At 41.3% G+C, this 22012-nt stretch carries 21 protein-coding genes and 1 riboswitch; of the genes, 8 read left to right on the top strand and 13 right to left on the bottom strand.

Going from position 1 to position 22012, the window contains the following annotated elements; translation table 11 throughout:
- Positions 1–41: 41 nt before the first annotated feature.
- The 5 genes from KHB02_RS17815 to cax all read right to left on the bottom strand — a co-directional run bounded on the left by KHB02_RS17815 (position 42) and on the right by cax (position 5853).
- A complete protein-coding gene (locus tag KHB02_RS17815) occupies positions 42–998 on the bottom strand; it encodes a nuclease-related domain-containing protein (RefSeq protein ID WP_213146576.1) in 957 nt (318 codons plus the stop codon).
- A 429-nt stretch (positions 999–1427) separates the two neighbouring features.
- The gene (locus KHB02_RS17810) at positions 1428–2972 is read right to left on the bottom strand and encodes a fumarate hydratase (RefSeq protein ID WP_338088304.1); all 1545 of its coding nucleotides are present in this window, start codon (positions 2970–2972) and stop codon (positions 1428–1430) included.
- A gap of 151 nt (positions 2973–3123) precedes the next feature.
- On the bottom strand, positions 3124–3324 hold the full coding sequence (locus KHB02_RS17805) for an SE1561 family protein (RefSeq protein WP_213146575.1): 201 nt from the start codon (positions 3322–3324) through the stop codon (positions 3124–3126).
- Between the two features lie 194 nt (positions 3325–3518).
- Positions 3519–4328 carry a YfkD famly protein gene (locus tag KHB02_RS17800; RefSeq protein WP_241113933.1) on the bottom strand — a complete coding sequence of 270 codons (810 nt, stop codon included), beginning with the start codon at positions 4326–4328 and terminating at the stop codon, positions 3519–3521.
- Positions 4329–4797: 469 nt separating this feature from the next.
- Complete coding sequence (gene cax, locus KHB02_RS17795) at positions 4798–5853, bottom strand: calcium/proton exchanger (protein ID WP_338088303.1); 1056 nt, start codon at positions 5851–5853, stop codon at positions 4798–4800.
- A 184-nt stretch (positions 5854–6037) separates the two neighbouring features.
- On the opposite strand from cax, the gene KHB02_RS17790 reads away from it, so the two are divergent.
- Positions 6038–7213: an MFS transporter gene (locus tag KHB02_RS17790; protein WP_213146574.1), complete on the top strand. Its 1176-nt coding sequence runs from the start codon at positions 6038–6040 to the stop codon at positions 7211–7213.
- A 169-nt stretch (positions 7214–7382) separates the two neighbouring features.
- Complete coding sequence (locus KHB02_RS17785; RefSeq protein ID WP_213146573.1) at positions 7383–9296, top strand: heavy metal translocating P-type ATPase; 1914 nt, start codon at positions 7383–7385, stop codon at positions 9294–9296.
- Between the two features lie 345 nt (positions 9297–9641).
- Here KHB02_RS17785 and KHB02_RS17780 read toward each other — a convergent pair whose 3' ends face one another.
- Complete coding sequence (locus KHB02_RS17780; protein ID WP_213146572.1) at positions 9642–10478, bottom strand: YihY/virulence factor BrkB family protein; 837 nt, start codon at positions 10476–10478, stop codon at positions 9642–9644.
- Positions 10479–10495: 17 nt separating this feature from the next.
- Entirely contained in the window at positions 10496–10861 is a 366-nt protein-coding gene (locus KHB02_RS17775) for a YtxH domain-containing protein (protein WP_213146571.1), read from the bottom strand.
- A gap of 178 nt (positions 10862–11039) precedes the next feature.
- On the opposite strand from KHB02_RS17775, the gene KHB02_RS17770 reads away from it, so the two are divergent.
- Positions 11040–11264: a DUF1128 domain-containing protein gene (locus tag KHB02_RS17770; RefSeq protein WP_213146570.1), complete on the top strand. Its 225-nt coding sequence runs from the start codon at positions 11040–11042 to the stop codon at positions 11262–11264.
- Positions 11265–11297: 33 nt separating this feature from the next.
- On the opposite strand, the gene map is transcribed toward KHB02_RS17770, so the two are convergent.
- Complete coding sequence (gene map, locus KHB02_RS17765; RefSeq protein WP_213146569.1) at positions 11298–12047, bottom strand: type I methionyl aminopeptidase; 750 nt, start codon at positions 12045–12047, stop codon at positions 11298–11300.
- Between the two features lie 270 nt (positions 12048–12317).
- Between map and KHB02_RS17760 the strand changes: the two genes are divergently transcribed.
- A complete protein-coding gene (locus KHB02_RS17760; RefSeq protein ID WP_213146568.1) occupies positions 12318–12644 on the top strand; it encodes a helix-turn-helix domain-containing protein in 327 nt (108 codons plus the stop codon).
- A 32-nt stretch (positions 12645–12676) separates the two neighbouring features.
- On the opposite strand, the gene KHB02_RS17755 is transcribed toward KHB02_RS17760, so the two are convergent.
- Positions 12677–12850: an anti-repressor SinI family protein gene (locus tag KHB02_RS17755; RefSeq protein ID WP_213146567.1), complete on the bottom strand. Its 174-nt coding sequence runs from the start codon at positions 12848–12850 to the stop codon at positions 12677–12679.
- 32 nt (positions 12851–12882) lie between these two features.
- A riboswitch (cyclic di-GMP riboswitch) is annotated at positions 12883–12975 on the bottom strand.
- 398 nt (positions 12976–13373) lie between these two features.
- Here KHB02_RS17755 and KHB02_RS29810 point away from each other — a divergent pair.
- On the top strand, positions 13374–13499 hold the full coding sequence (locus tag KHB02_RS29810; RefSeq protein ID WP_277398290.1) for a hypothetical protein: 126 nt from the start codon (positions 13374–13376) through the stop codon (positions 13497–13499).
- A 39-nt stretch (positions 13500–13538) separates the two neighbouring features.
- Here KHB02_RS29810 and KHB02_RS17750 read toward each other — a convergent pair whose 3' ends face one another.
- The gene (locus tag KHB02_RS17750; RefSeq protein ID WP_213146566.1) at positions 13539–13913 is read right to left on the bottom strand and encodes a DnaJ family domain-containing protein; all 375 of its coding nucleotides are present in this window, start codon (positions 13911–13913) and stop codon (positions 13539–13541) included.
- Positions 13914–14046: 133 nt separating this feature from the next.
- Between KHB02_RS17750 and KHB02_RS17745 the strand changes: the two genes are divergently transcribed.
- Complete coding sequence (locus KHB02_RS17745) at positions 14047–14247, top strand: hypothetical protein (protein ID WP_213118150.1); 201 nt, start codon at positions 14047–14049, stop codon at positions 14245–14247.
- A gap of 35 nt (positions 14248–14282) precedes the next feature.
- On the opposite strand, the gene hutH is transcribed toward KHB02_RS17745, so the two are convergent.
- Both hutH and KHB02_RS17735 read right to left on the bottom strand, forming a co-directional pair.
- Positions 14283–15800 carry a histidine ammonia-lyase gene (gene hutH, locus KHB02_RS17740; RefSeq protein WP_213146565.1) on the bottom strand — a complete coding sequence of 506 codons (1518 nt, stop codon included), beginning with the start codon at positions 15798–15800 and terminating at the stop codon, positions 14283–14285.
- A 305-nt stretch (positions 15801–16105) separates the two neighbouring features.
- Positions 16106–18295, bottom strand: coding sequence for a DNA topoisomerase III (locus KHB02_RS17735; RefSeq protein WP_213146564.1), 2190 nt, complete (start codon positions 18293–18295; stop codon positions 16106–16108).
- Between the two features lie 189 nt (positions 18296–18484).
- On the opposite strand from KHB02_RS17735, the gene KHB02_RS17730 reads away from it, so the two are divergent.
- Positions 18485–19756 carry an MDR family MFS transporter gene (locus KHB02_RS17730; RefSeq protein WP_213146563.1) on the top strand — a complete coding sequence of 424 codons (1272 nt, stop codon included), beginning with the start codon at positions 18485–18487 and terminating at the stop codon, positions 19754–19756.
- Positions 19757–20113: 357 nt separating this feature from the next.
- Positions 20114–21346 carry an aminopeptidase gene (locus tag KHB02_RS17725; RefSeq protein WP_213146562.1) on the top strand — a complete coding sequence of 411 codons (1233 nt, stop codon included), beginning with the start codon at positions 20114–20116 and terminating at the stop codon, positions 21344–21346.
- Positions 21347–21400: 54 nt separating this feature from the next.
- Here KHB02_RS17725 and KHB02_RS17720 read toward each other — a convergent pair.
- The coding region (locus KHB02_RS17720; protein WP_241113932.1) for a hypothetical protein at positions 21401–22012 on the bottom strand (612 nt) is incomplete at its 5' end.

Raw genomic sequence — 22012 nt, 5'->3', positions numbered from 1 at the left:
CTTGGGGGGAAAACATAATTAACACATAAAGGAAAATAGGGTTAATTTGGTTGGTAGTATATTCGGCCCTTATTGGATCCGGTAGATGGGAGTTTTTTTAGGTTTAACAAATAGGTAGCCTGCCTTGAAGAGGGAATATGCAGAAATTCACGTAATTCTCTATTTGTTAACGAATTTTTTACAATTAAAAAATGGTCATTGATTGCTTCGATGTATGCATCCTGCGAAAGCAACTCGCATACTGGGCAATACCATTTCTGCCCTCGATATTGCATCGGTATATGTAAGCATCGTGGACAACAAACACCCGGAATAATTTCCTTTATTCCGATATCGAATTTTCGTAATACATCAATTTTAAGTGGGGTGTGTTTACTTAATAACAGCCTTTTTATTTTCCCAATTGTTTTCTGATCAATTCTTTCTGCGGTGTAGCGGTTCTCCAGTTCCTCAATCTTTCTTAAAAGATTGCCTGCTTTTACTATCTTTTTTTCTGCTTCATGGTATCCCGGTGCAATCTTGATTACACTTGAGGACCTTGTCATTACAGCTAAAACTTCAATTGGTGCTGCAGGCAATTGGTATTTTTCAAGCAGGTATTGTAAAAGAATTTTATGGCGTATTGCCTGTTCTAACGGATTATCATATACCTCTTTTGATTCATTCACCTCCTGTATTAATTGGTCTTTTTCAATTGTAATTGTCCCTGCATAGTTTTTGGATTCAATAATAAGAGTTAGTTTAGGGGAAAGAAGAAGTGCATCTATTTGAAAGTAAGTATTTCCAATCGGGAGACGGAGGCCATGAAAAATATGATATTTTTTGTCAGGAATTAATCCAAGAAAATAGCGAAGTTTTTTTTCACCTTGGTAGCCAGAATATAATTTTTTTATTTCTTTTTCTATATTGGGTCTCTTAGGATGATATTGCGTTATTCTTCTTATGAGTGCTACTGTTTGTTCCAGTGGAATCGGTTTATAAAGCTCTAAATCAAACAAAATGTTCCCTCCTTTAAAGTTATAGCTGATATTTTCGACAGAAAACGTCAATATCCCTGTTGATTTTTTTAAAATTGAGTATTTTATTTTTGTAGTTGAGAAAATATCTACAAATTTTGGAGAGATATCTACAATTTCTTAATTTTATCTACAAATTATTTAGGATATCTACAAATTACCAGCAGATATCTACAAATTGGCCCTTAGGACCCTATCTGAAGGGAAATCCTAGTATTAATTACGAACTGAAAACTTGCCACTTGAAATGATATCTACAAATTTTCGGATGATATCTACAATTTTTCAAATATATCTACAAAATTTCCGAGATATCTACAAATTTCCGAAACATATCTACAATCTCACCCCCTCAGCGCCCACAAAAAAAAGATAGACCCGCTATGCGAGTCTATCCCAATCCCAAAGATCTTATTTAAAAACCGGCTCCTTAAACTGCGCCAATTTCTCCAATGATGATTTGTCGACATCAGCATGTAAGCTGTTGCCGTGCGAATCCATTGTAACTACCGCTTTGAAGCCCTCAACACGCAGATGCCACATTGCTTCAGGTATACCAAATTGCATTAAGTCAACGCCTTCGACACCCTTGATACAGTCAGCATAGTACTGGGCAGCACCGCCGATGGCGTTCAAATAAACACCGCCATGCTCTGCTAAAGCAGCCAAAGTCTTAGGGCCCATTCCGCCTTTACCGATAACAGCGCGGATGCCAAATTTCTTCATGATGTCGCCTTGGTAAGGCTCCTCACGGATACTTGTTGTCGGGCCAGCAGCTTTCACGTGCCATACGCCGGCTTCATCCTTCAGCATAACCGGGCCACAGTGGTAAATCACTTGACCGTTTAAATCAACAGGTGCGTCATGGTCGCTTAAATACTTATGAATCGCATCGCGGCCAGTGTACATCATGCCGTTGATTTGCACAACGTCACCGACTTTCAAAGCACGAATTTGCTCTTCAGTAATTGGGGCTTGCAAAGTGATGACTTCCTGTTCAGAAGCAGCAGCAACTTCTTTTTCTGCCTCATCTTGTGCGAAATCGATGAACTCGCCATCTTGGTAAGCCCATTCAACAATTGCGCCAGTCTCAGGATCTATGGAAACACCCATGCGGCGGTATGCCCAGCAGTTGTAAGCAACAGACACATAGAAGCTGGCAGGAATACGGTGCATGACGCCGATTTTACAACCTAGCAAAGTCGCTTCGCCACCAAAGCCCATTGTGCCGATCCCTAATTTATTTGCATTTTCAAGTACATACTCTTCCAATTTACGAAGGTCTTCATTTGGACTCACATCATCAACCGAGCGGAATAATTGTTCCTTTGCCAAATCATAGCCAGAGGAACGGTCGCCGCCGATGCCGACGCCGATGAAGCCTGCAGAACAGCCTTGTCCCTGTGCCTGGTAAACAGAGTGCATGATACACTTGCGGATCCCATCAAGGTCACGGCCTGCGCGTCCAAGTCCTTCTAATTCACAAGGCAGGCTGTACTGAATGTTTTTGTTTTCGCAGCCGCCGCCTTTTAAAATCAGCTTCACATCAATATAATCTTTTTCCCATTGATCAAATTTAACAACCGGAACGCCAGCCCCTAGGTTGTCGCCGCTGTTGGCACCCGTCAAAGAGTCAACAGCGTTAGGGCGCAGCTTGCCCTCTTTTGTTGCTTGAATAATCGCCTTTTTAATGGCTTCTTTTATTTCTAATTGGTTGACACCAACTGGAGTTTTTATTTTAAAAGTAGGAAGTCCTGTATCCTGGCAGATTGGTGATACCTGGTCGTCCGCCATTTTAATATTGTTGGTAATGGTCGCTAGGCTCATTGCAGCGCGAGTCCCGGCATTTTCTTGTTCCTTCGCTGCTTTGATAGCGCGGCGCACATCTTTTGGCAGCTTAGTGGAGGTTTCCACAATAAGGTCGTACATGCTTTCTTGGAATTTCTCGATATTCACGTGTCTGTTTCCCCTTTCCCTATTTTCCCCTAATTATGCATAAATTTTTACAACTTTTTGACGGTTATAATTATACTCCTATAGGCGAAAGAATTAAAGGATTTGGATGTAATCGATTTCGTGGAAACTTTTTCTCAAAAAAAAGAGCCTGCTAATTAACAGACTCACTTAATTCGCGATTATTGAATTCTCTTATTTTTGATTCCAGCTCGTCAATCATCGTAATCAGACGGTCAATATCGTCTAAATCGGTATCTTCCGGGTCAATGGCTTCGAGAATGTCGAGAAACATATTAAGACGATGCTTTAAAAAGTCTAATTGGGAATTTTTATCATGAGTGGGACTGCCCATCGTAAATTCGCTCCTTTTTTTCAGTTGCCTTTTTCATCCTAACCAAATTTCAGTGGTTTTGCAATCTTCTTTTTTTAAATGAAAACTCGCCGATTGGCGAGTCCGTTAGGAAGAAGACAGAGGCGTAGTTGAATTTCCTATTAGCTAAAAAAGCTCCTGCCGAAACCATTGGCAGGAGCTAGTTCAAAATAAATTTAGCGTGGACGTTCGGAAGCGAGAAATCCAAAGGAAACATAGTCCTGCACAGGAATCCATGCACCGATTCCCTGTGAGGTTACGTTTTTGATGACGATGAATTTGCGGTTTCCTTTTAACATTAAGTAGACTTCACCATACGTTACTTTTCCCTTTTCATTCACGGCAGGCGCATAAGCATAAAGGTAACCAAGCCGGTTTGAAGGGATGTTATAAATGTGATCGTTCTTTGTACCGGCACCGATAATTGTATCAAATGAGAGCGGCAGATTCGTTTTTTGCATTGCCTTTAAAAGAATCATTTTCTTCACGTCTTCGGCATTTGGAATTTTGGCCGTTAAACCGCCTCTGACAATTTTCTGCGCTTCCTGAACATATTTAATTTGATATGGAGCGTTGCCGCCGCGGTTATCAAAGTAATTCGTATTGATTTTTTGATACTCCCAATTCGTCGAGGTTTCCAAAGACTCATAGTTCAACGGCCACTGGCCAAGGTAAACGATGGCGCGGTAGCCGACAGCAAACGGTGTGCCGTTTATGCTTGATTCGTTCAGCATACGAATAAGGTCAGGGTTTTCAATTTTGACCTTTGAAGAATTTATAAGTTTTTTTGTCAAATCACTTGGCTGCAGAAAAGGCAAATCCTGAGTCGAATTAGGATATGTATTTTCCTTTGTGATATTCCTAACCGAGGATGGAATTTGGGTCTTTATCGGTTCCTTTTTTACAGCAGTTTTTTCAGAAAAGACAGACGGTATGAAAGAAACCATTAAAACAAAAATTAAAAGACCCGAGGCAATTTTTTTCAAAAGAAAAACTCCTTTCGCAAATAGCAAAAATAATCTGCTAGTAGTTTCTTCGGAGTTGGGCCATATTATCCATTGGCAAGTACTGCTTTTGCAAATTTTCTCAGTGTCCTAATTCTGTATCTATTTGCGCGGTCGAAAAGTAATAAAAATGTAATAATCCGAACATTTACAAAATTCAAATTACAGGTTATAATAAACTTAACTTTCAAAAAGGAGGGATGCAATCAATCGACATAGCTTACTTAGTTTTTAATTATTATTAAGGAGGTTGGGATACTCTTATATATGCATTCAACAGTCGTGTTTTTCCTAAACTAAACATGAAGGTTGGTGGTTGATGGTCCCAAGTAAAAGCGATTGATGAAATACCCTATATGAAAGAATGTTCGGTCCAAAACATAAGTCTTATCCCGTATGATAAGAAAAGACTCTAAGCCAATCGGCTTGGAGTCTTTTTTAGTAAAAATGATTATATTAGGTAAAATCCAATCCCCATAATGACATAGGCGGCAAGTAAGGTCAGACCTTCGAACCAGTTGGTTTCACCATCGTTTGAAATGACAACCATCAATAATACCGCTGAAACCATCGCGATTAGCTCCTGCCAGCTGAATAGTAACGGCATAGATTTTTCGTATAACAAGGAAATTAACACTAAAACCGGGGCAACAAACATCGCAACCTGCAAAGTGGAGCCAATAGCGATTTCCACAGCTACATCCATTTTATTTTTAAAGGCCATTAACACCGCTGAAGCATGTTCAGCCGCGTTTCCGACGATGGCTACAATGATAATCCCGATAAACAGCTCCGACCAGCCAAAGGATTCCGCCACAAATTCGAAGGTATGAACGAGATTCTCGGAAATGTAGGCAACCGCCAGCGTTGCTAAAAGCAACACCAGGATGGCTCTTCCTTTCCCCCACTCCGGCTCCTCATCATGATGCTGGGCCTCGTTATCACTTTGATAAACCCCACGATGTGTAACAAGCTTAAAAAATAAAGCTGCGAGGTAAAGCAGGATTAAAATAACCGAAATGCCGACACTCAGAGATAATTTCTTAGTATCATTCATATCCATTGAAAAAACCTCTGGAATAACAAATGCAATCATCACCGCAAACATTAGCAATCCGGAATTATGGCGGGCGTCATAGACATTAAACTTCTGCCGTTTGTATTTTAAGCCGCCGACAAAGAAAGACAGACCTGCCACGAGCAGCAAATTCCCGAGCACCGAACCTGTTAAAGATGCAAGGACAACCCCGACAAGCCCCGCTTTTAAGGCAAATACGGAGATAATCAGTTCGACGGCATTTCCAAAAGTGGCGTTCAACAGTCCGCCGATGCGCGGCCCAGCCACAATGGCCAAGCTTTCCGTTGCCCGCCCCATATAGCTTGATAATGCAATGATTGTTAAACAGTAAATAATAAATAGGATAATACTTGGCCAATGCATCAGTGTCCCAATAACTGAAACGGGGACCCCGATAAATGTCAGCAGCATAAAAATTTTATTTGTCACCGATTTCCCTCCATATATGTATATTTTAATCGCTTCTCTTTTTTATCTTTCTTTCCATTATGCCCAAATTTTTCAAACTAAAGATTACCATTTCAAGGAATGAACTTGCAACATTTTTCTTGCAAATAAAGCATAATCTGATTTACCATCATTAGGAAGAACGTCTGAAGTAGAGGAACATTCAATGAAAAATAATTATCGGTTTACAATCCTAGTCAGCATTGTGGCCATCTCGGGTTTCTCGCAGGGAATGCTGCTGCCGCTGATTGCGGTTATTTTTGAAAAAGGCGGGGTGTCTTCCTCATTAAATGGACTTAACGCAACCGCTCTTTACATCGGAATATTGTGTGTGGCTCCTTTTATGGAAATGCCATTACGAAAATATGGCTATAAACCAATCATTATTGTGGGCGGCGGGCTTGTGTTTACCGCGCTTGCTTTATTTCCGTTATGGAAGGCCTTTTGGTTTTGGTTCTTCCTAAGGCTGATGATTGGAATTGGCGATCACGCCCTGCATTTTGCGACCCAGACCTGGATTACCTCCTTTTCGCCGCCAGATAAGCTAGGAAGAAACGTTTCCTTGTACGGCCTTTTCTTTGGCATTGGTTTTGCCGCCGGTCCGCTGATGACACCGCTGGTCAATCTAAATGAAGCCCTGCCATTTATAGTATCTTCCATTCTTTGCTTAATCGGATGGGGATTTGTCTTTGTGCTTAAAAATGAATTTCCTGAACAGGAAGTGAAAATTAATTCCTTTTTTTCAACGGTCAAACAGTTTACAAAAGCCTTAAAATACGGCTGGGTTGCATTTTTGCCTACGTTTGTTTATGGCTTCCTGGAAGCTTCCTTGAACGGAAGCTTTCCGATCTACGCTTTACGAATGGATTTAGCAGTATCGAGCGTATCCCTTGTTTTATCAGGATTTGCCATTGGCAGCATCATTACTCAGTTGCCATTAGGACTGTTAAGTGACCAATATGGGCGAAGGAAAGTTTTAATGACAGTTCTTTTTCTCGGCTTTTGCAGTTTTACAGCCGCCAGTTTTGTCGAGCATTCGTCATTTGGCTTATTCCTGACCTTCCTTGTCTCCGGCATGCTCGTCGGGTCTACTTTCTCATTGGGAATCAGCTTCATGGCCGATTTGGTACCGAGAAATTTGCTGCCGACCGGAAATTTACTATGCGGCATCTTTTACAGCCTTGGAAGCTTAGCCGGCCCTGTTATCGGCGGTCTATTTATTAAGTATTTTCAAAACGTCAGCTTCTTTTACATTATTAGTACGCTGCTGTTGTTTGTCTCCTTCACCATCTTTATGTTTGGAAAAAGAAACGTCTTTATTCCCCACCAAGAAAATTCTTAGCGCAAAACCGTATCCATCTCATAAAATGTATGGTACAATGAAAACAAATAAGAATAATTCTAATTAGTAAGTTCTGCTGTCATCGCTTGATGACAGCTTTCGTGTTTTTTAGGGGTTGTGATTTTGATTATTTTTCTCAATTAGATTTCATTAAAGGAGGGTGAAAAGAATGGTTTCCGAAACAAAAGTTCTCACGAAGGGAATTCCAAAGACCAGTTTTCTAGAAAAAATAAAACCGCATGCAGAATTGATTGCTGCCGGGTTAAGTGGTGTCTTCATCCTTGCAGGCTGGCTTCTCGATAAAAACGGCCAAGAAGCAGAATCAATTGTTGCCTATCTGCTCGCATTCGTCATTGGCGGCTTTGCCAAAGCAAAAGAAGGCATTGAGGCAACCTATGAAAACAAAGAATTAAATGTTGAAATGCTGATGATTTTTGCCGCGATTGGTTCTGCCATTATCGGATATTGGACAGAGGGGGCTATCCTCATCTTTATTTTTGCTGTCAGCGGGGCAATGGAAACCTACACGATGAATAAAAGCCATAAGGAAATTTCCTCACTCATGGAGCTGCAGCCTGAAGAGGCCGTTCTGATCTCCGGCGGTTTAGAAAAGCTGGTTTCGGTATCTGAACTGCGGGTCGGCGACCTGATACTCATTAAACCGGGCGAACGGGTTCCGGCCGATGGAATGATTGTCAAAGGGTATACAAATATCGACGAAGCAGCGATTACCGGTGAGTCAATGCCTGTTTCCAAAGGCGAACAGGAAGAGGTGTTTGCCGGAACTGTGAATCTGTCCGGTGCTATTACTGTCAATGTTTCAAAGGAAAGCAGCGATACTCTTTTTCAAAAAATCATTCAGCTCGTGCAATCGGCCCAAAGTGAAAAGTCGCCGTCACAGCTTTTCATCGAGCGCTTTGAGGGAACATATGTTAAGGTGGTCCTGCTAGTAGTATTGGCGATGTTCTTCGTACCGCACTTTTTGCTTGGCTGGGACTGGCACGAATCCTTTTACCGGGCGATGATTTTATTGGTGGTAGCCTCCCCATGTGCGCTGGTGGCTTCGATTATGCCTGCCACTTTATCTGCTATTTCCAATGGAGCAAGGCACGGAATATTGGTAAAGGGCGGAGTCCATTTGGAAAACCTCAGCCATTTAGGAGCCATTGCTTTCGATAAAACCGGTACTCTTACAAAAGGCAAACCGGTTGTGACTGAAGTGATCGTCAAGGATGGGCTTGATAAAGACAGCCTGATTTGGAAAGCCGCTTCGATTGAAAGTCATTCCAATCACCCGCTTGCGCAGGCGATTGTGAAATATGCGAAGGAAACCGTTTCTAAGGAGTTATTTCACCCTGACAGCCTTGAGGACATCCCAGGCTGGGGAATTAAAGCGGTAGTAAATGGGGAACAGTGGAAGATTGGTAAAGCTGCGTTTGTTGGGAAAGAACTAACAGAGAAATTCGCGGACGGTCTTGCAAAAGATCTTGCGAGCCAGGGCAATACCCTTGTTTATGTGGAAATTGATGGAGAATTAAGTGCCGCAATAGGCTTAAAGGATGTTGTCCGCGAAGAAACAAAGCTTGCTATTGACCACTTAAAAAAACAAGGCATTCATACGATTATGCTAACCGGTGACAGTGAAAAAACGGCGAAGGCGATTGCCGCAGAAAGCCACGTATCGGAATACTTCGCCGAATGCCTGCCGGAAACAAAAGTGGAGTACCTGAAAAAGTTAAAAGACAAATATAAAAATGTCGCCATGGTCGGTGACGGTATCAACGATGCCCCGGCACTCGCCATTGCCAATGTCGGGATTGCCATGGGAGAAGGATCGGATGTGGCCCTGGAAACGGCAGATATTGTTCTTATGAAAAACGACCTGCCAAGGATTTCAGAAGCCATTCGGTTGTCACAGCGAATGAACCGGATCATTAAGCAAAATGTTGTTTTCTCGATTGCGGTCATCATGGTGTTGATTTCGTCCAACTTCTTTCAGATTATCGACCTGCCGTTTGGCGTCATCGGCCATGAAGGCAGTACAATTCTGGTCATTTTAAATAGTTTACGGCTTTTAAAATAAGGATGCGGGCGCACTTCGCAAGTTGGGGCGCGTTATCCGCAAGTGGACTGTGCTTTCGCAAGTTGGGAGCCGCTATCCGCAATTGACAAGCGCCTATCCGCAAATTAGGCAAACATTAAGGACCGGGTACAAAAGTACCCGGTCCTTTTCTATAACTATAACCATTAATGGTATCCGTTTGACCCATTAGCGGATCCTGATGTCTTATTTCCTTTGCTGCCCTTGCCTTTTTGTTTCGTGCCGCCGTCTTTTTTTGTTTGTTTTGTCATCGTCCAAACCTCCCTAGTAATGAAGTAGTCCCCAATCCTAGTTTGGACAGTTAAACGGTTTTCATAAAGGTAAGTATTAGCAGTTAGAACGGTTTTCTTCACTGAAAAATGCATTAATTTCGCCGCCTAAAATGATGATAAAGGCAGAAATGTATAGCCAAAGCATCAACACAATAATTGCTCCAATACTACCGTAGGTAACCGAATAATTGCCGAAATTCCCCACATAGTAAGATAAACCAAGCGAGGAAATGATCCAGCCGACAGTCGCAAAGGCGGCACCCGGAAAGGCACTCCGGCAGCGAAGTTTAACATTTGGAGCCACCCAGTATAGTCCTGTAAAAATTAGAAATAAAATAATCGCGCTAACAGCCAGACTTAATGTATTCCAAAGTTTTAGAAATTCACTTGAATAGCCAAATTGCGAAAATAAAAACAGGCCTATTTCCCTGCCAAACACCGGCAATACGATGGCGACAATAAAAACGATTACCATTCCGAACGTCAGCAAAATGGCCATGCCGCGGGAAACGATAAAGGAACGACTTTCTTCGACATTATATGCCTTGTTAAAAGCCCTCATAATCGCATGAATTCCATTAGAGGACGACCAAATCGTCCCAATTACCCCGAAAGAAAGCAATCCGCCATTCCGGTGACTCATGATTTCACTTATATTTTTTTCAATCAATTTCATAGCATCTTCCGGCGCAAAGCCGCTTATGATCCCTAAAACATCATGTTCGTGAAAAGGGAGATAGGGCATTAGGGTAAAAATTACAATTAAAAGCGGAAACAGTGAAAGAAGAAAATAATAGGCTAACTGCGCACTCATTCCCGGAAGATCATCCTCGTCAATCCGGTGCCAAAGCAAGCGGATTAACGAAGATCGAACATTTCCTTTGTCCTTCATTATCACTTCTCCTTTATTTATTTAAATTCTTTTTCATCAAAGATTTCCTCAACAAAGTCGGTATCCACATCATCTCTGAAAGTTTTCTTTGTCTCCCTGATTGTCTCGGTCACTTTAGGTGTCAAGTCTCGAAGCTCATCCACCTTATCCATGATATAGGAAATATCTTCACCCGCCTGCTCGACGGTATCCATAATTTTCTCTGCCGTTTCCTTTACCTTCCCGACCATTTCACCCGGATGTCGGACAACATAAGACACCTTTCCGGAAACTTTGCAAGCGTGCTCCTTCATGATTTGACGGGTTTGTTTGTCGAAGAGACTAATCGCTCCGCCCGCAATGGCTCCAATCAGCATTCCCTGCCAAAATTTATTCTTTGTCATCTTAACCTCTCCTTGCTTAATCATAAAAATGAATGAAAATTATTCCAATGAATTTTCCTATCATTTATTTTGCTTTATCTAGAAAGGGTATGCAAGTCTGGCCCTAATTTTTCTGTGTTGACATCATTCAGTGAACATGAAAAGATGGACATATGAATTTCCGAAAGGGTGACCGAAAATGGATTTATCGTTGAAGTCGGTAGAAAATGTTGAATATATGATTGAGCAAATTAAAGAGAAGTTAAAGGTTTTGAATCTAGGCGCAATTAAACCTTCCCATTTTGATGAGGAAATGTATGAAGAGTTGAAAGAGATTTATGAAATGGTAATGAAAAAGAATTCCTTCAGCCCTAATGAAATGCAGGCTTTAGTTGAAGAATTGGGAAACTTGCGTAAAAAATAAAAACAGACCTCGAATGAGATCTGTTTTTATTTTTTAATCTTGATCAGTTAAAATGATCGGGCCATCTTTGGTGATGGCGATTGTGTGCTCATATTGGGCGGAATAGGTGCTATCGACGGTCCTTGCTGTCCATCCATTTGAATCCATTTTGGTGAATAATAATCCGATATTCACCATTGGCTCAATCGTAAATACCATTCCCTCTTTAATTCTTGGGCCTTTACCTGGCAAACCGTAATGCGGTACATCCGGCTTTTCGTGAATCACTGCTCCAATCCCATGTCCGATAAAGTCGCGGACAACCGCGAGTCCTTCACTTTCCACACAAGTCTGAATGGCATGACCGATATCGCCAATCCGGTTGCCTGGAACCGCTTGTTCAATTCCCTTGTACAAGGCTTCCTTTGTGACTTTTAATAAATGCTCAGTCTCTTCGGAAACCTCGCCAACTGCGTAAGACCATGCTGAATCAGCCAAGGCCCCGTTGTAATTAACAACCATATCAATCGTGACGATGTCCCCTTCCTGCAATGGTTCTTTGCGCGGGAAGCCATGGCAGATTTCATCGTTAATACTTGCGCATGTTGCGTATTCGTAGCCCTTATAACCTTTTTGTTCCGGAGTGGCATTATGCTTTTTTAAAAATCCCTCTACAAACTGATCAATTTCCCAAGTGGTAATCCCTGGCTTAATCATTTTGGCAATTTCTTTGTGACAGGCAGCGAGGATTTCTCCTGCCTTTTTCATTGCTTCGATTTCTCGTTGTGACTTTAAGACAATCATGTAATGTTCCCCTGCCTTTTTGAATAAATTCTTTTGTCTGGAGACCTATTTGTGCGAATGCTGGTATATAAAAACGATTACTATATGACATTTTTGGCAACACTTTAATATTAACGCTAACGGACTTATTTTTCAAAACTACTTTCTCAATTTAAAAACTAATTATGCAAATTTCGATAATTTGCCATATTCCTTTGTTCTTAATATGGTACTCTCAAATTCTTTTTGATAGAATGATGTTATAAATTATTTTTAGGTGTGTGAGAATCCATGATAGGTGACCGCGTAAAGAAATTCCGCCAAGAGAAGAAGATGTCACTTTCTGAACTAGCAGAGCAGGCAGGAGTTGCAAAATCCTATTTAAGCTCGCTTGAGAGAAACCTTCAAAAAAATCCGTCCATACAGTTTCTTGAAAAGATTGCCGGTGTATTAAACATTCCGGTTGAGCATTTAATACATGAGCAGATTGACAAGACGGCATTGGACAATGATTGGATGAATTTAGTAAAGGAAGCCATGACCTCCGGTGTTTCAAAAGATCAATTCCGCGAGTTCTTGGAATTTAATAAATGGCGGAACAATCAAAACAATAGTTAAAATGTACAAAAAAAAACATCCTACAAAAATTTTTAATTTTTGTAGGATGTTTTTTCATTTTGGTATGTAACAAGTTGTTCTGATTGGTGATTACCGCTTAGGAAATTTCGAATATCTTCTACCGATAATCCAATCCTCTTAGCTTCCATAATTAGTACTAGCCAATCCTTGTCAAGCTTCTCCATCTGCTCAATCTCCAAATTCATACTAACAACCCCCTAAAATACTTACCCGTATTTCAGGCAGCCCGGCCATCATAGCTTCTCTCTATTTCCACCTTAGACCCTCGGCTTTGCGTCCTTGATTTTCACCAAGTTTGCCTTTTTCTGAAAAATAACTGTCTATTTATTATTTCATTAGTTCATCTTTTCTAGGACTAAATTCACACTAACTATTTAGTAAGTTCATTATAACTAGTCCTTTTATAACAAAGTGTTAGTTTTTGTCAGCATTTTTAATATTCTAAACCCCTTTTTTAGACATTTTTTGACAAACTCCCGCATTTTTTCCTCTAATTCCCATTGCCTGAAAATGGAATATATAAATAATAGAGCATTTGAAGTCGAATATCCTCCTAATTTGTGGGAAGAAAATTTTCCTTCTTTATTTTTGGCTCTGATTTTATGACGAAAACATTTGTCTAATTTGTGACGATTAGCATATAATATTAACAACATAATAATATACGGAATATTGTTAATATTCAAATAAAAATAGAGGTGATAGGCATTGACCATTGTTCATGTGTTAAACTTTTCAATCCCCATTGCTTTTATGGTATTTGCAGGTTATTTCTTAGACCGCATGTGCAAGCCTGCCAAATTAGAAGAAAAAGCTGGTGAAGAGGAATTGTAAAAATTCTCTCCTCGCCAGCTTTTTTTTGCTAATCAGAATTTATTTAAACCGTTTTTCTACCTTTTGTTCGTAATTTTTGAAAATGGACGAATTTGTTTTCGCCCCTCGTTTTGACATCAATTGATTAAAGCGAAGGAGCTTTTCATTTAACTTTTTTTGCAAATCTTCCTTCTTACCGCTGTCGTCACATTTTTTGATGAGATCCTCGATGGTCATCATCTCTTTGCGTAAATGGTTTTCCTCTTCTGAAAAGCCAGCATTTTTCATGATTTTATAAGCCATGCGCAGTTCTTCTGGAATACCTGATAAATCTTCAAGCTTCAGCGGTTTTCCATATCCAGGAAGATTATCAAATTCTCCATCTTTGTATGCTTTTTTAATCCGATCTTCTGAGACAATATGAAACATATCCATGTTATTGCCCTCCTTTTTTAGCATACTCACTAGATTTATTATAACAAAGGTCCATTTTGGTTGAAAAATAAATCGGTAATGATTTCAGCTTTATTGGGGCATGCTACAAGCGATAACGAAAGGAGTGTTAGACTTGGCACGTGGAGAACATTTTAATCATAAAAACAAAAACCATCCGGGTGAATTCCCCAAGAACACCATGACCGAGAGTCATGCTGAGCAGGCAATTGGGGATGAAGAATTTATTGTCACCCAGGAGGCCTTTAAAAATAGAATTGAGGAAGAGGACACGCGGCAGGATACCGCCCGCCTGCTTCCTGAGCAGACAGAGTAAAAGGCGTGAAGAGTTTTCACGCCTTTTTACTCTGTTTATTTTTCGAAGCTTAATTTCTTCATAAACTGAGAAAATTCCACGGTTTTCAGCCATTCTGCGAGTCTTTCGATATCCTTCGAGAAGATGCGGTCCTGCTTAATGGATGCCACCTGCTCACGACCTTTTTCATAGAAGTTCTTCGTATGGGTCGCCATTTTCTCTACACCGCGATATTCGACGGCCTGCATGGCGCAAATCATCTCAATCGCAAGGACCCTGCGAGTGTTTTGGATGATTTGATGTGCATGCCTTGATGCTATCGTCCCCATGCTGACATGATCCTCTTGGTTTGCCGAAGATGGAATGGAATCCACACTAGCTGGATGTGCCAAAGTTTTATTTTCTGAAACAAGTGCAGCCGCTGCATACTGCATAATCATTGCCCCTGATTGCAGGCCTGGCTGCGGGCTTAAAAACGGCGGCAGATCGCTTAATTGCGGATTAACTAACCGTTCCACACGACGTTCCGAAATATTAGCAAGCTCTGCTACTGCGATTTTCATAAAGTCCATTGCAAAAGCAATTGGCTGCCCGTGGAAGTTTCCACCGGAGATGACCTTTTCCCCATCATCAAAAATTAGTGGATTGTCAGTCGCCGCGTTCATTTCGATTTCTAGCTTTTCTTTTACATAATCAAGCGCCTGCCAGGAAGCACCTTGAACCTGCGGGATGCAGCGAAGAGAGTAAGCATCCTGAACCCTCAGTTCTCCCTGCATCGTTGTTAATAAGCTGTCACTCAAATAGCGGCGGATTCTTGCTGCTGTATCAATCTGCTGCTGGTAGCCTCTGGCCACTTGAACCTCTTCTGCAAAAGCATCGAGAATTCCATTTAACCCTTCAATCGTCATGGAAGCAATCAGTTCGCTCTCAAAAGCAAGCTGCTCTGCTTCTAGGTATCCGACGACCCCCATAGCTGTCATGGCTTGCGTTCCGTTAATGAGAGCAAGACCTTCTTTAGCCTCAAGTGTTAGCGGGAAAAGACCTTCCTGCTGAAGTGCAATGCCTGCTTCCACACGCTCGCCTTTATAGAATACTTCGCCTTCACCTACAACAACTAATGCCAAATGGGATAATGGCGCCAAATCCCCGCTAGCACCTAATGAACCCTGCTGCGGAATAACCGGAATAATGTCTTTGTTAGCCAGCTCAATCAGTCTTTCAATGACTACCGGACGAATGCCTGAGTAACCTTTTAACAGGGCATTGGCACGAAGAACGACCATTGCTTTTGACACCACTTCTGGGAATGGCTCCCCTACACCACAGGCATGCGAGCGGATTAAATTCAACTGCAGATCCTGCACATGTTCTTTATCGATAAGTACATCGCTGAACTTTCCAAACCCGGTATTGATTCCATAAACAACTCTACGCTCAGAAACAATTCGTTCCACCGCTTCCCGGCTCTTCGCTGCTGCCTCCATGCTTTGTTCCGAAGCGCCAACCTTTTGGCCACGGTACAATACTTCCTTCATTTGCTCCAATGTTAGACTGTTACCTGTTAATATGATCATTTCTCTCCACTCCTCTATTACTTTAGTAAGATAAAGAAAGAGGCTGGATTCCATTTCTGATTAGATTTGGAATCCAGCCTCTTTAATAAACGTTATAAAATTTTGAACGGTTCTTCGGCGCTGCCTCATGATTTTCCACCCATTCTAAAAATTATTATTAGTTTGATAATATTTTATGTGACAGATACCTTGCCTGTCAACTAAATTTTCTGAATTTTAGCGCATTATCACTTTAGCAGGATAATGAATGAAAGAGGCTATTCATAAAGAAATCACTCTTCTTGAATAGCCCCTTAAGTATGGTGTTAATCAAACTTCAACCCTTTTAACGCGTCAGCCAACGCACTATTCAAAGGTTCTTCCTCTTTGTGCTGGTTCTTTAAGTATTTTTGTACTGTCCGTTTATCCACTTTCCCGACGGATTCTTTTTTCCGGCGTTCTTGGAAAACAGAAAGTTTTTCACGATATCCACATTTACATGCGAAGATTTGGCCCTCACCCTCGCCACGCAGCTCAAGTTTTTTATGGCATTGTGGACAGCGTGCGTTTGTAACACGTGAGACATTTTTACGATGCCCGCATTCCCGATCTTGGCAAACGAGCATTTTTCCCTTTTTGCCATTCACTTCAAGCATTGGTTTTCCACAGTCAGGACAATTTTTTGTAGAAATATTATCGTGCTTATATTTTTTATTACTTGCTTTAATTTCAGCCACGATTTCTTTCGTGTAGTTTTTCATTTGGCTGATAAACACTTCTTTTTTCAACTTGCCATGCGCAATTTGATCAAGCTTTTGTTCCCACTCCGCTGTTAAAGCAGGGGATTTTAGCTCTTCCGGCACTAAATCCAGCAATTGCCGGCCTTTGGAAGTAATATGAATGTCTTTACCTCGTTTTTCGATTAAGAACGAGTTGAATAGCTTTTCAATAATGTCAGCTCGTGTTGCAACAGTTCCCAGTCCACCCGTAGATTTTAATGTTTCTGCGAGCTGTTTATTGTTTGTTTCCATGTACTTTACAGGGTTTTCCATTGCCGAAAGTAATGTCGCCTCATTAAATCGAGCTGGCGGATTTGTTTGTCCAGCCGTTTGTGCGATAAGTTTCACAATTAATGTATCGCCTTTTTCGATGCGAGGTAAAATCTGTTCTTTCAAATCATCTGACGCATCGTCATCTTCAAAGCGATTATTGTAAACTTCTTTCCAGCCACTTGAAATAATCGTTTTTCCACGAGCCACGAAGTTCTCATCACCGATTTTGGCTCGCAGCGTTAACTGCTCGTACTCGAATGCCGGGAATAATACCGCTAAGAAACGTTTTACGACTAAATCATAAATTTTACGCTCTTTATCTGTGAAGGCTGAGAAGTTTACATAGCTTTCTGTTGGTATTATCGCATGATGATCTGATACTTTGCTGTCATCAACAAAAGCCTTAGAAGCTTTAATAGGCTTACTTAAGACCTTATTAGCTAATGGACGATATTCACCTATTGCACATGCTTTCAACCGTTCAGGGAGTGTTCCGACAATGTCAGAAGAAATGTAGCGCGAATCAGTACGAGGATACGTTAAAACTTTATGCTGCTCGTACAGCTTTTGCATAATGTTTAACGTTTCCTTAGCAGAGTAGCCAAAGATTTTATTCGCATCACGCTGCAATTCTGTTAAGTCATAAAGACCCGGAGAAAAAGATTTCTTAGGCTTTTTCTCAATTTCCGTTACAATAGCGTTTTGTTTGCCAAGCTTTTTGACAATGGCCTCAATTTTTTCTTTATCGAAGCTTCGGCTGTTTCCTTTTGCATCCTGCCAAGTCAGCTTTAGTTGGTTGGATGTTTGGGCTTCAATGCCGTAATAAGATTGCGCTCTGAAATTTTTGATTTCGTCCTCACGTGCTGCAATTATCGCAACAGTAGGTGTTTGTACACGTCCGCAGTTTAGTTGGGCATTGAACCTGGTCGTTAAAGCACGTGTTGCATTCAGCCCAATATACCAGTCAGCTTCTGAACGTGCGACAGCTGAAGCATATAAATTGTCATAAGACTTACCAGGCTTCAGGTTTGCAAAACCATTTTTAATCGCCTTATCAGTAACAGATGAGATCCATAAACGTTTAATAGGTTTATTGACTTTTACTTTATCAATAATCCAACGTGCAACTAATTCTCCCTCTCTCCCTGCATCCGTGGCCACGACTATTTCGTTGACATCATTTCTAGTCAGTTGACTCTTAACGGCATTAAATTGTTTCCCGGTCTGCCTAATGACTGTTAACTTCATACGTTCAGGCAGCATTGGCAGGTCTTCTAATTTCCATGTTTTATATTTCACATCATAATCTTCTGGGTCAGCAAGCGTGACAAGGTGTCCTAGTGCCCACGTAACGATATATTTCTCGCCTTCTAGATACCCATTTCCTTTTTTATTACAATTAAGCACACGTGCAATATCACGCGCGACAGAAGGTTTTTCAGCAATTACAACACTTTTTGCCATATTTAAAACATCCTTTCGAATTACAGTAAGTTAAATATAGCATACGTCTCTAATGGATTCAGTAATTCCGAAACTTCAATTACATTAATGGTAAGCAATGATGGGAAAGCAGTCTCTTTTTTTCTTGTATTCCCTTCCACTTGAATAGTATGATAAATTGGCACGATTTTTGGAAATGGAGATTTTTGAATGCGGATTAGAGATTGGGATATGAATTTGAAGGTTCGCCTGTTCGGTGAGGCGGCCATGAATATTACTTATTGGATGTTCTTTCCGTTTCTGTCGATTTATTTTGCAGAGGAATTCGGCAAGAGCAAAGCTGGTTTGTTATTGGTTTTTTCACAAATATTTGCGGTGGCAGCTAACCTGTTGGGCGGCTACTGTGCTGACCGATTTGGGCGGAAACGAATGATGGTTCTCTCTGCCATTGGGCAAGGATTTTCCTTTTTAGCTTTTTCAGCAGCCAGTTCTCCCTGGTTTCAGTCTCCAATACTTGGATTCGCAGCATTTGCTGCGGCCGGTGTTTTCGGTTCCTTTTATTGGCCGGCAAGCCAGGCAATGGTTGCTGATTTGGTGGAGGAAAAACACCGCAGCCAGGTATTCGCCATATTTTATACATCTATCAATATCGCAGTAGTCATCGGCCCTATTTTAGGCGGGATTTTTTATGCTCATTACCGCTTTCAGTTATTGCTTGCTGCTGCGATTGTTTGTATGATGCTTGGCATTATTTTAGCAAAATTAACAAAAGAAACAGTGCCCGTTCAAAAAACTTCAGCTTTATCCGTCGACGGAAAATGGTACTATTTTTTAATCAATCAATTTCGGGACTATGCAATAATTGTACGGGATAAAACATTTCTCCTGTTTATCGTAGCGGGGGTTTTAGCCGGCCAAACGTTTATGCAGTTGGATCTATTGTTTCCAGTGTATATGAAGGATGTTGTTCACAATCAAAATCTACTTTCTTTTGGGGATTGGTCATTTAAGGTCGGCGGTGAGCAAGCCTTTGGAATGGTACTTGCCGAGAATGGCCTGCTGGTTGCGTTATTAACTGTCATCGTGACCAAATGGACAGCTAATTTTAATGAAAGAAATATTTTCGTATTATCATCGGTTGTATACGGAGTTTCATTGATTCTGTTTAGCCAAACGCAGTGGATTTGGGGATTGATGTTCGCAATGGCGGTATTTACCTTTGCAGAATTGATGGGTGCAGGTCTCCAGCAAAGCTTTGTGTCCAAACTTGCCCCCGAACATATGCGGGGCCAGTACTTTGCGGCAGCGAGTCTGCGGTATACCATCAGCCGAACCATCGCGCCGTTGTCCATCCCGATGACCGTTTGGATTGGATACAACTGGACATTTTTTGTATTATTTTTGCTTACACTCCTCAGCGCCTTCTTTTATTGGCTGATGTTTTATTCATTTGAAAAAGAATCTATTAAACTGGGATCCTAGCTTAGCAGGGTCCCTTTAATTATTGTTCAAAATTCAGACAAAAAATTGTACTAAATTATTCACAATTACCCCTTTTAGTATTATACTTAGAGTGTAAACATTACATATTTCAAAGGCGGTGGACAAAGTGGAACTGTCAACATTTATGGCTCCCACTTCATTGTCAGGCATTATTACATTTATCGTTTTATTTTCCGCAGGGGTATATTTTAATATAAAAGTTTATGGCAGCAAACTGCAGTAGGAACACTATTCCTGCTGTTTTTTTTGCTTAAAACACTGCCCCTCTATCATTTTCTTTTTCATAATAAAAACGCTACAATAAAGGAAGATTCTGATAAAGGAGATTATACATATATGAGTCATTTTCAAATTAACCTTGAAAAATACGCGGAGCTTGCAGTTAAGGTCGGCGTAAATATTCAAAAAAATCAAAGCCTATTGGTCAACGCTTCCTTAGACGCAGTCGAGTTTGTCCGCTTAATCGTTAAAAAGGCTTATGAAGCGGGCGCCCGCAATGTCATTATCAACTGGGCCGATGATGTGGTTACAAGAACCAAATATGAACTGGCACCAGATGAGGTATTCAACGAATACCCGCAGTGGCGGGCTAAGGAAATGGAAGAATTGGTTGAGCAGGGTGCTGCCTTTATGTCAGTGGTGTCTTCAAGTCCAGACTTGCTAAAAGGCGTTGACCCGCAGAGGATTGCCAACTTCCAAAAGGCTGCCGGAAAAGCAATGACTAAGCATCGTCAAGCGATTCAATCAGACAAGGTCAGCTGGACTGTCGTTGCCGCAGCGTCCCCTGCCTGGGCTGCCAAGGTGTTTCCGAGCGAGCCTGCCGAAAAGCAGATTGAAAAGCTTTGGGATGCTATTTTTAAAGCAGTCCGTGTGGATGCTGAAAACCCGGTCGAAGCCTGGAAAAAGCATGATGAAACCCTTCATGAAAAAGTGTCATACCTCAACGAAAAACGGTATGCAAAGCTTCATTACAAAGCACCTGGCACAGACTTAACAATTGAGCTGCCGAAAAATCATCTGTGGGTTGGCGCAGGCAGTGTCAATGAAAACGGTGTTGAGTTTATGGCCAACATGCCAACAGAAGAGGTCTTTACGGTTCCATTAAAAACTGGCGTAAACGGCACCGTCACAAGCACGAAGCCGCTCAGCTACAGCGGAAATATCATTGACCGTTTTTCAATTACCTTTGAAAACGGCAGAATTGTCGGGGTAAAAGCTGAGGAAGGCGAAGAAGTTCTGAAGCATCTTGTGGAAACCGATGAAGGCTCCCACTATCTTGGTGAAGTGGCACTAGTTCCGTATAACTCGCCAATCTCCCAATCTAACATTCTTTTCTTCAACACATTGTTTGATGAAAATGCCTCAAACCATCTTGCTATCGGAATGGCATATTCTTTCTGTATCGAAGGCGGCAAGAAAATGTCTGGCGATGAATTAAAGGAAAACGGGCTAAACGAGAGCATCACTCACGTTGATTTCATGATTGGATCGGCTGAAATGGACATCGATGGCATCACCGCAGATGGACAGACAGAACCTATTTTTAAAGCAGGAAATTGGGCGTTTTAATCCTATCAAAAATCAAAAATGAAAGAGCAGGCACTCTTGAGGCCTGCTCTTTCTCTATTGACTATAAATAACCGTACCATCCGGCTTTTTCATAATCTCATCACGCATTTTGGTTAGCTTCGAAACAGGATCATTCGGAATCAGTATTCCCAGCAACTTTGAAATTCCTAGTGTGTTCAATAAGCTTTCTTCTATTTTTACCAATTGGTTAGTCAGAGTCGTGTCTGCCGGACATACCTGATTTAGGTCGACCTTTTTCGTTAATGCCTCATCGATTAATTGCAAGCCCAGTTCCTTCGTGATTACACCGTTTGCAGACTGAAGCTTTGAACAAACTGTCTGCACCGTCTGATTTGCCGTATTAACCGTACCGTTTACCACCGGTTCTAGCGGTTTGATGACAGGTTCCAACTGCTGCACGACCGGTTCTAGCGGTTTTAGTGCAGGCTTAAGTGGATTTAAAGCTGGTTCCAGCGGCTGCAATACTGGATCCAAGACGGTCTCTACAGGTCTCAACACCGGGTCTAGTACACTAACAATCGGGTCTAACGGTTTTAAAACAGGCTCTAATGGCTTTGTCACTGGACTTAGCGGGTCCGTGATTCTACCAATTACGTCCTGAAGCGGGTCAGTAATTTTTCCAACCAGATCCTCCGAAGCCCCAGC

Origin of the sequence: Neobacillus citreus (assembly GCF_018343545.2) — a bacterium.
Lineage (GTDB): Bacteria > Bacillota > Bacilli > Bacillales > Cytobacillaceae > Neobacillus > Neobacillus citreus.
Note: the sequence above shows the minus strand (reverse complement) of the source record. Positions and strands in the feature narration are given on the sequence as shown.

Coding starts and splice junctions, on each gene's coding strand:
- KHB02_RS17785 (WP_213146573.1), top strand. CDS start 7,383: ATGGTTTCCGAAACAAAAGTTCTCACGAAGGGAATTCCAAAGACCAGT.
- KHB02_RS17775 (WP_213146571.1), bottom strand. CDS start 10,861: ATGACAAAGAATAAATTTTGGCAGGGAATGCTGATTGGAGCCATTGCG.
- KHB02_RS17735 (WP_213146564.1), bottom strand. CDS start 18,295: ATGGCAAAAAGTGTTGTAATTGCTGAAAAACCTTCTGTCGCGCGTGAT.
- KHB02_RS17730 (WP_213146563.1), top strand. CDS start 18,485: ATGCGGATTAGAGATTGGGATATGAATTTGAAGGTTCGCCTGTTCGGT.
- KHB02_RS17770 (WP_213146570.1), top strand. CDS start 11,040: ATGGATTTATCGTTGAAGTCGGTAGAAAATGTTGAATATATGATTGAG.
- KHB02_RS17725 (WP_213146562.1), top strand. CDS start 20,114: ATGAGTCATTTTCAAATTAACCTTGAAAAATACGCGGAGCTTGCAGTT.
- KHB02_RS17805 (WP_213146575.1), bottom strand. CDS start 3,324: ATGGGCAGTCCCACTCATGATAAAAATTCCCAATTAGACTTTTTAAAG.
- KHB02_RS17750 (WP_213146566.1), bottom strand. CDS start 13,913: ATGGATATGTTTCATATTGTCTCAGAAGATCGGATTAAAAAAGCATAC.
- KHB02_RS17790 (WP_213146574.1), top strand. CDS start 6,038: ATGAAAAATAATTATCGGTTTACAATCCTAGTCAGCATTGTGGCCATC.
- KHB02_RS17760 (WP_213146568.1), top strand. CDS start 12,318: ATGATAGGTGACCGCGTAAAGAAATTCCGCCAAGAGAAGAAGATGTCA.
- hutH (WP_213146565.1), bottom strand. CDS start 15,800: ATGATCATATTAACAGGTAACAGTCTAACATTGGAGCAAATGAAGGAA.
- map (WP_213146569.1), bottom strand. CDS start 12,047: ATGATTGTCTTAAAGTCACAACGAGAAATCGAAGCAATGAAAAAGGCA.
- KHB02_RS17755 (WP_213146567.1), bottom strand. CDS start 12,850: ATGAATTTGGAGATTGAGCAGATGGAGAAGCTTGACAAGGATTGGCTA.
- KHB02_RS17780 (WP_213146572.1), bottom strand. CDS start 10,478: ATGAAGGACAAAGGAAATGTTCGATCTTCGTTAATCCGCTTGCTTTGG.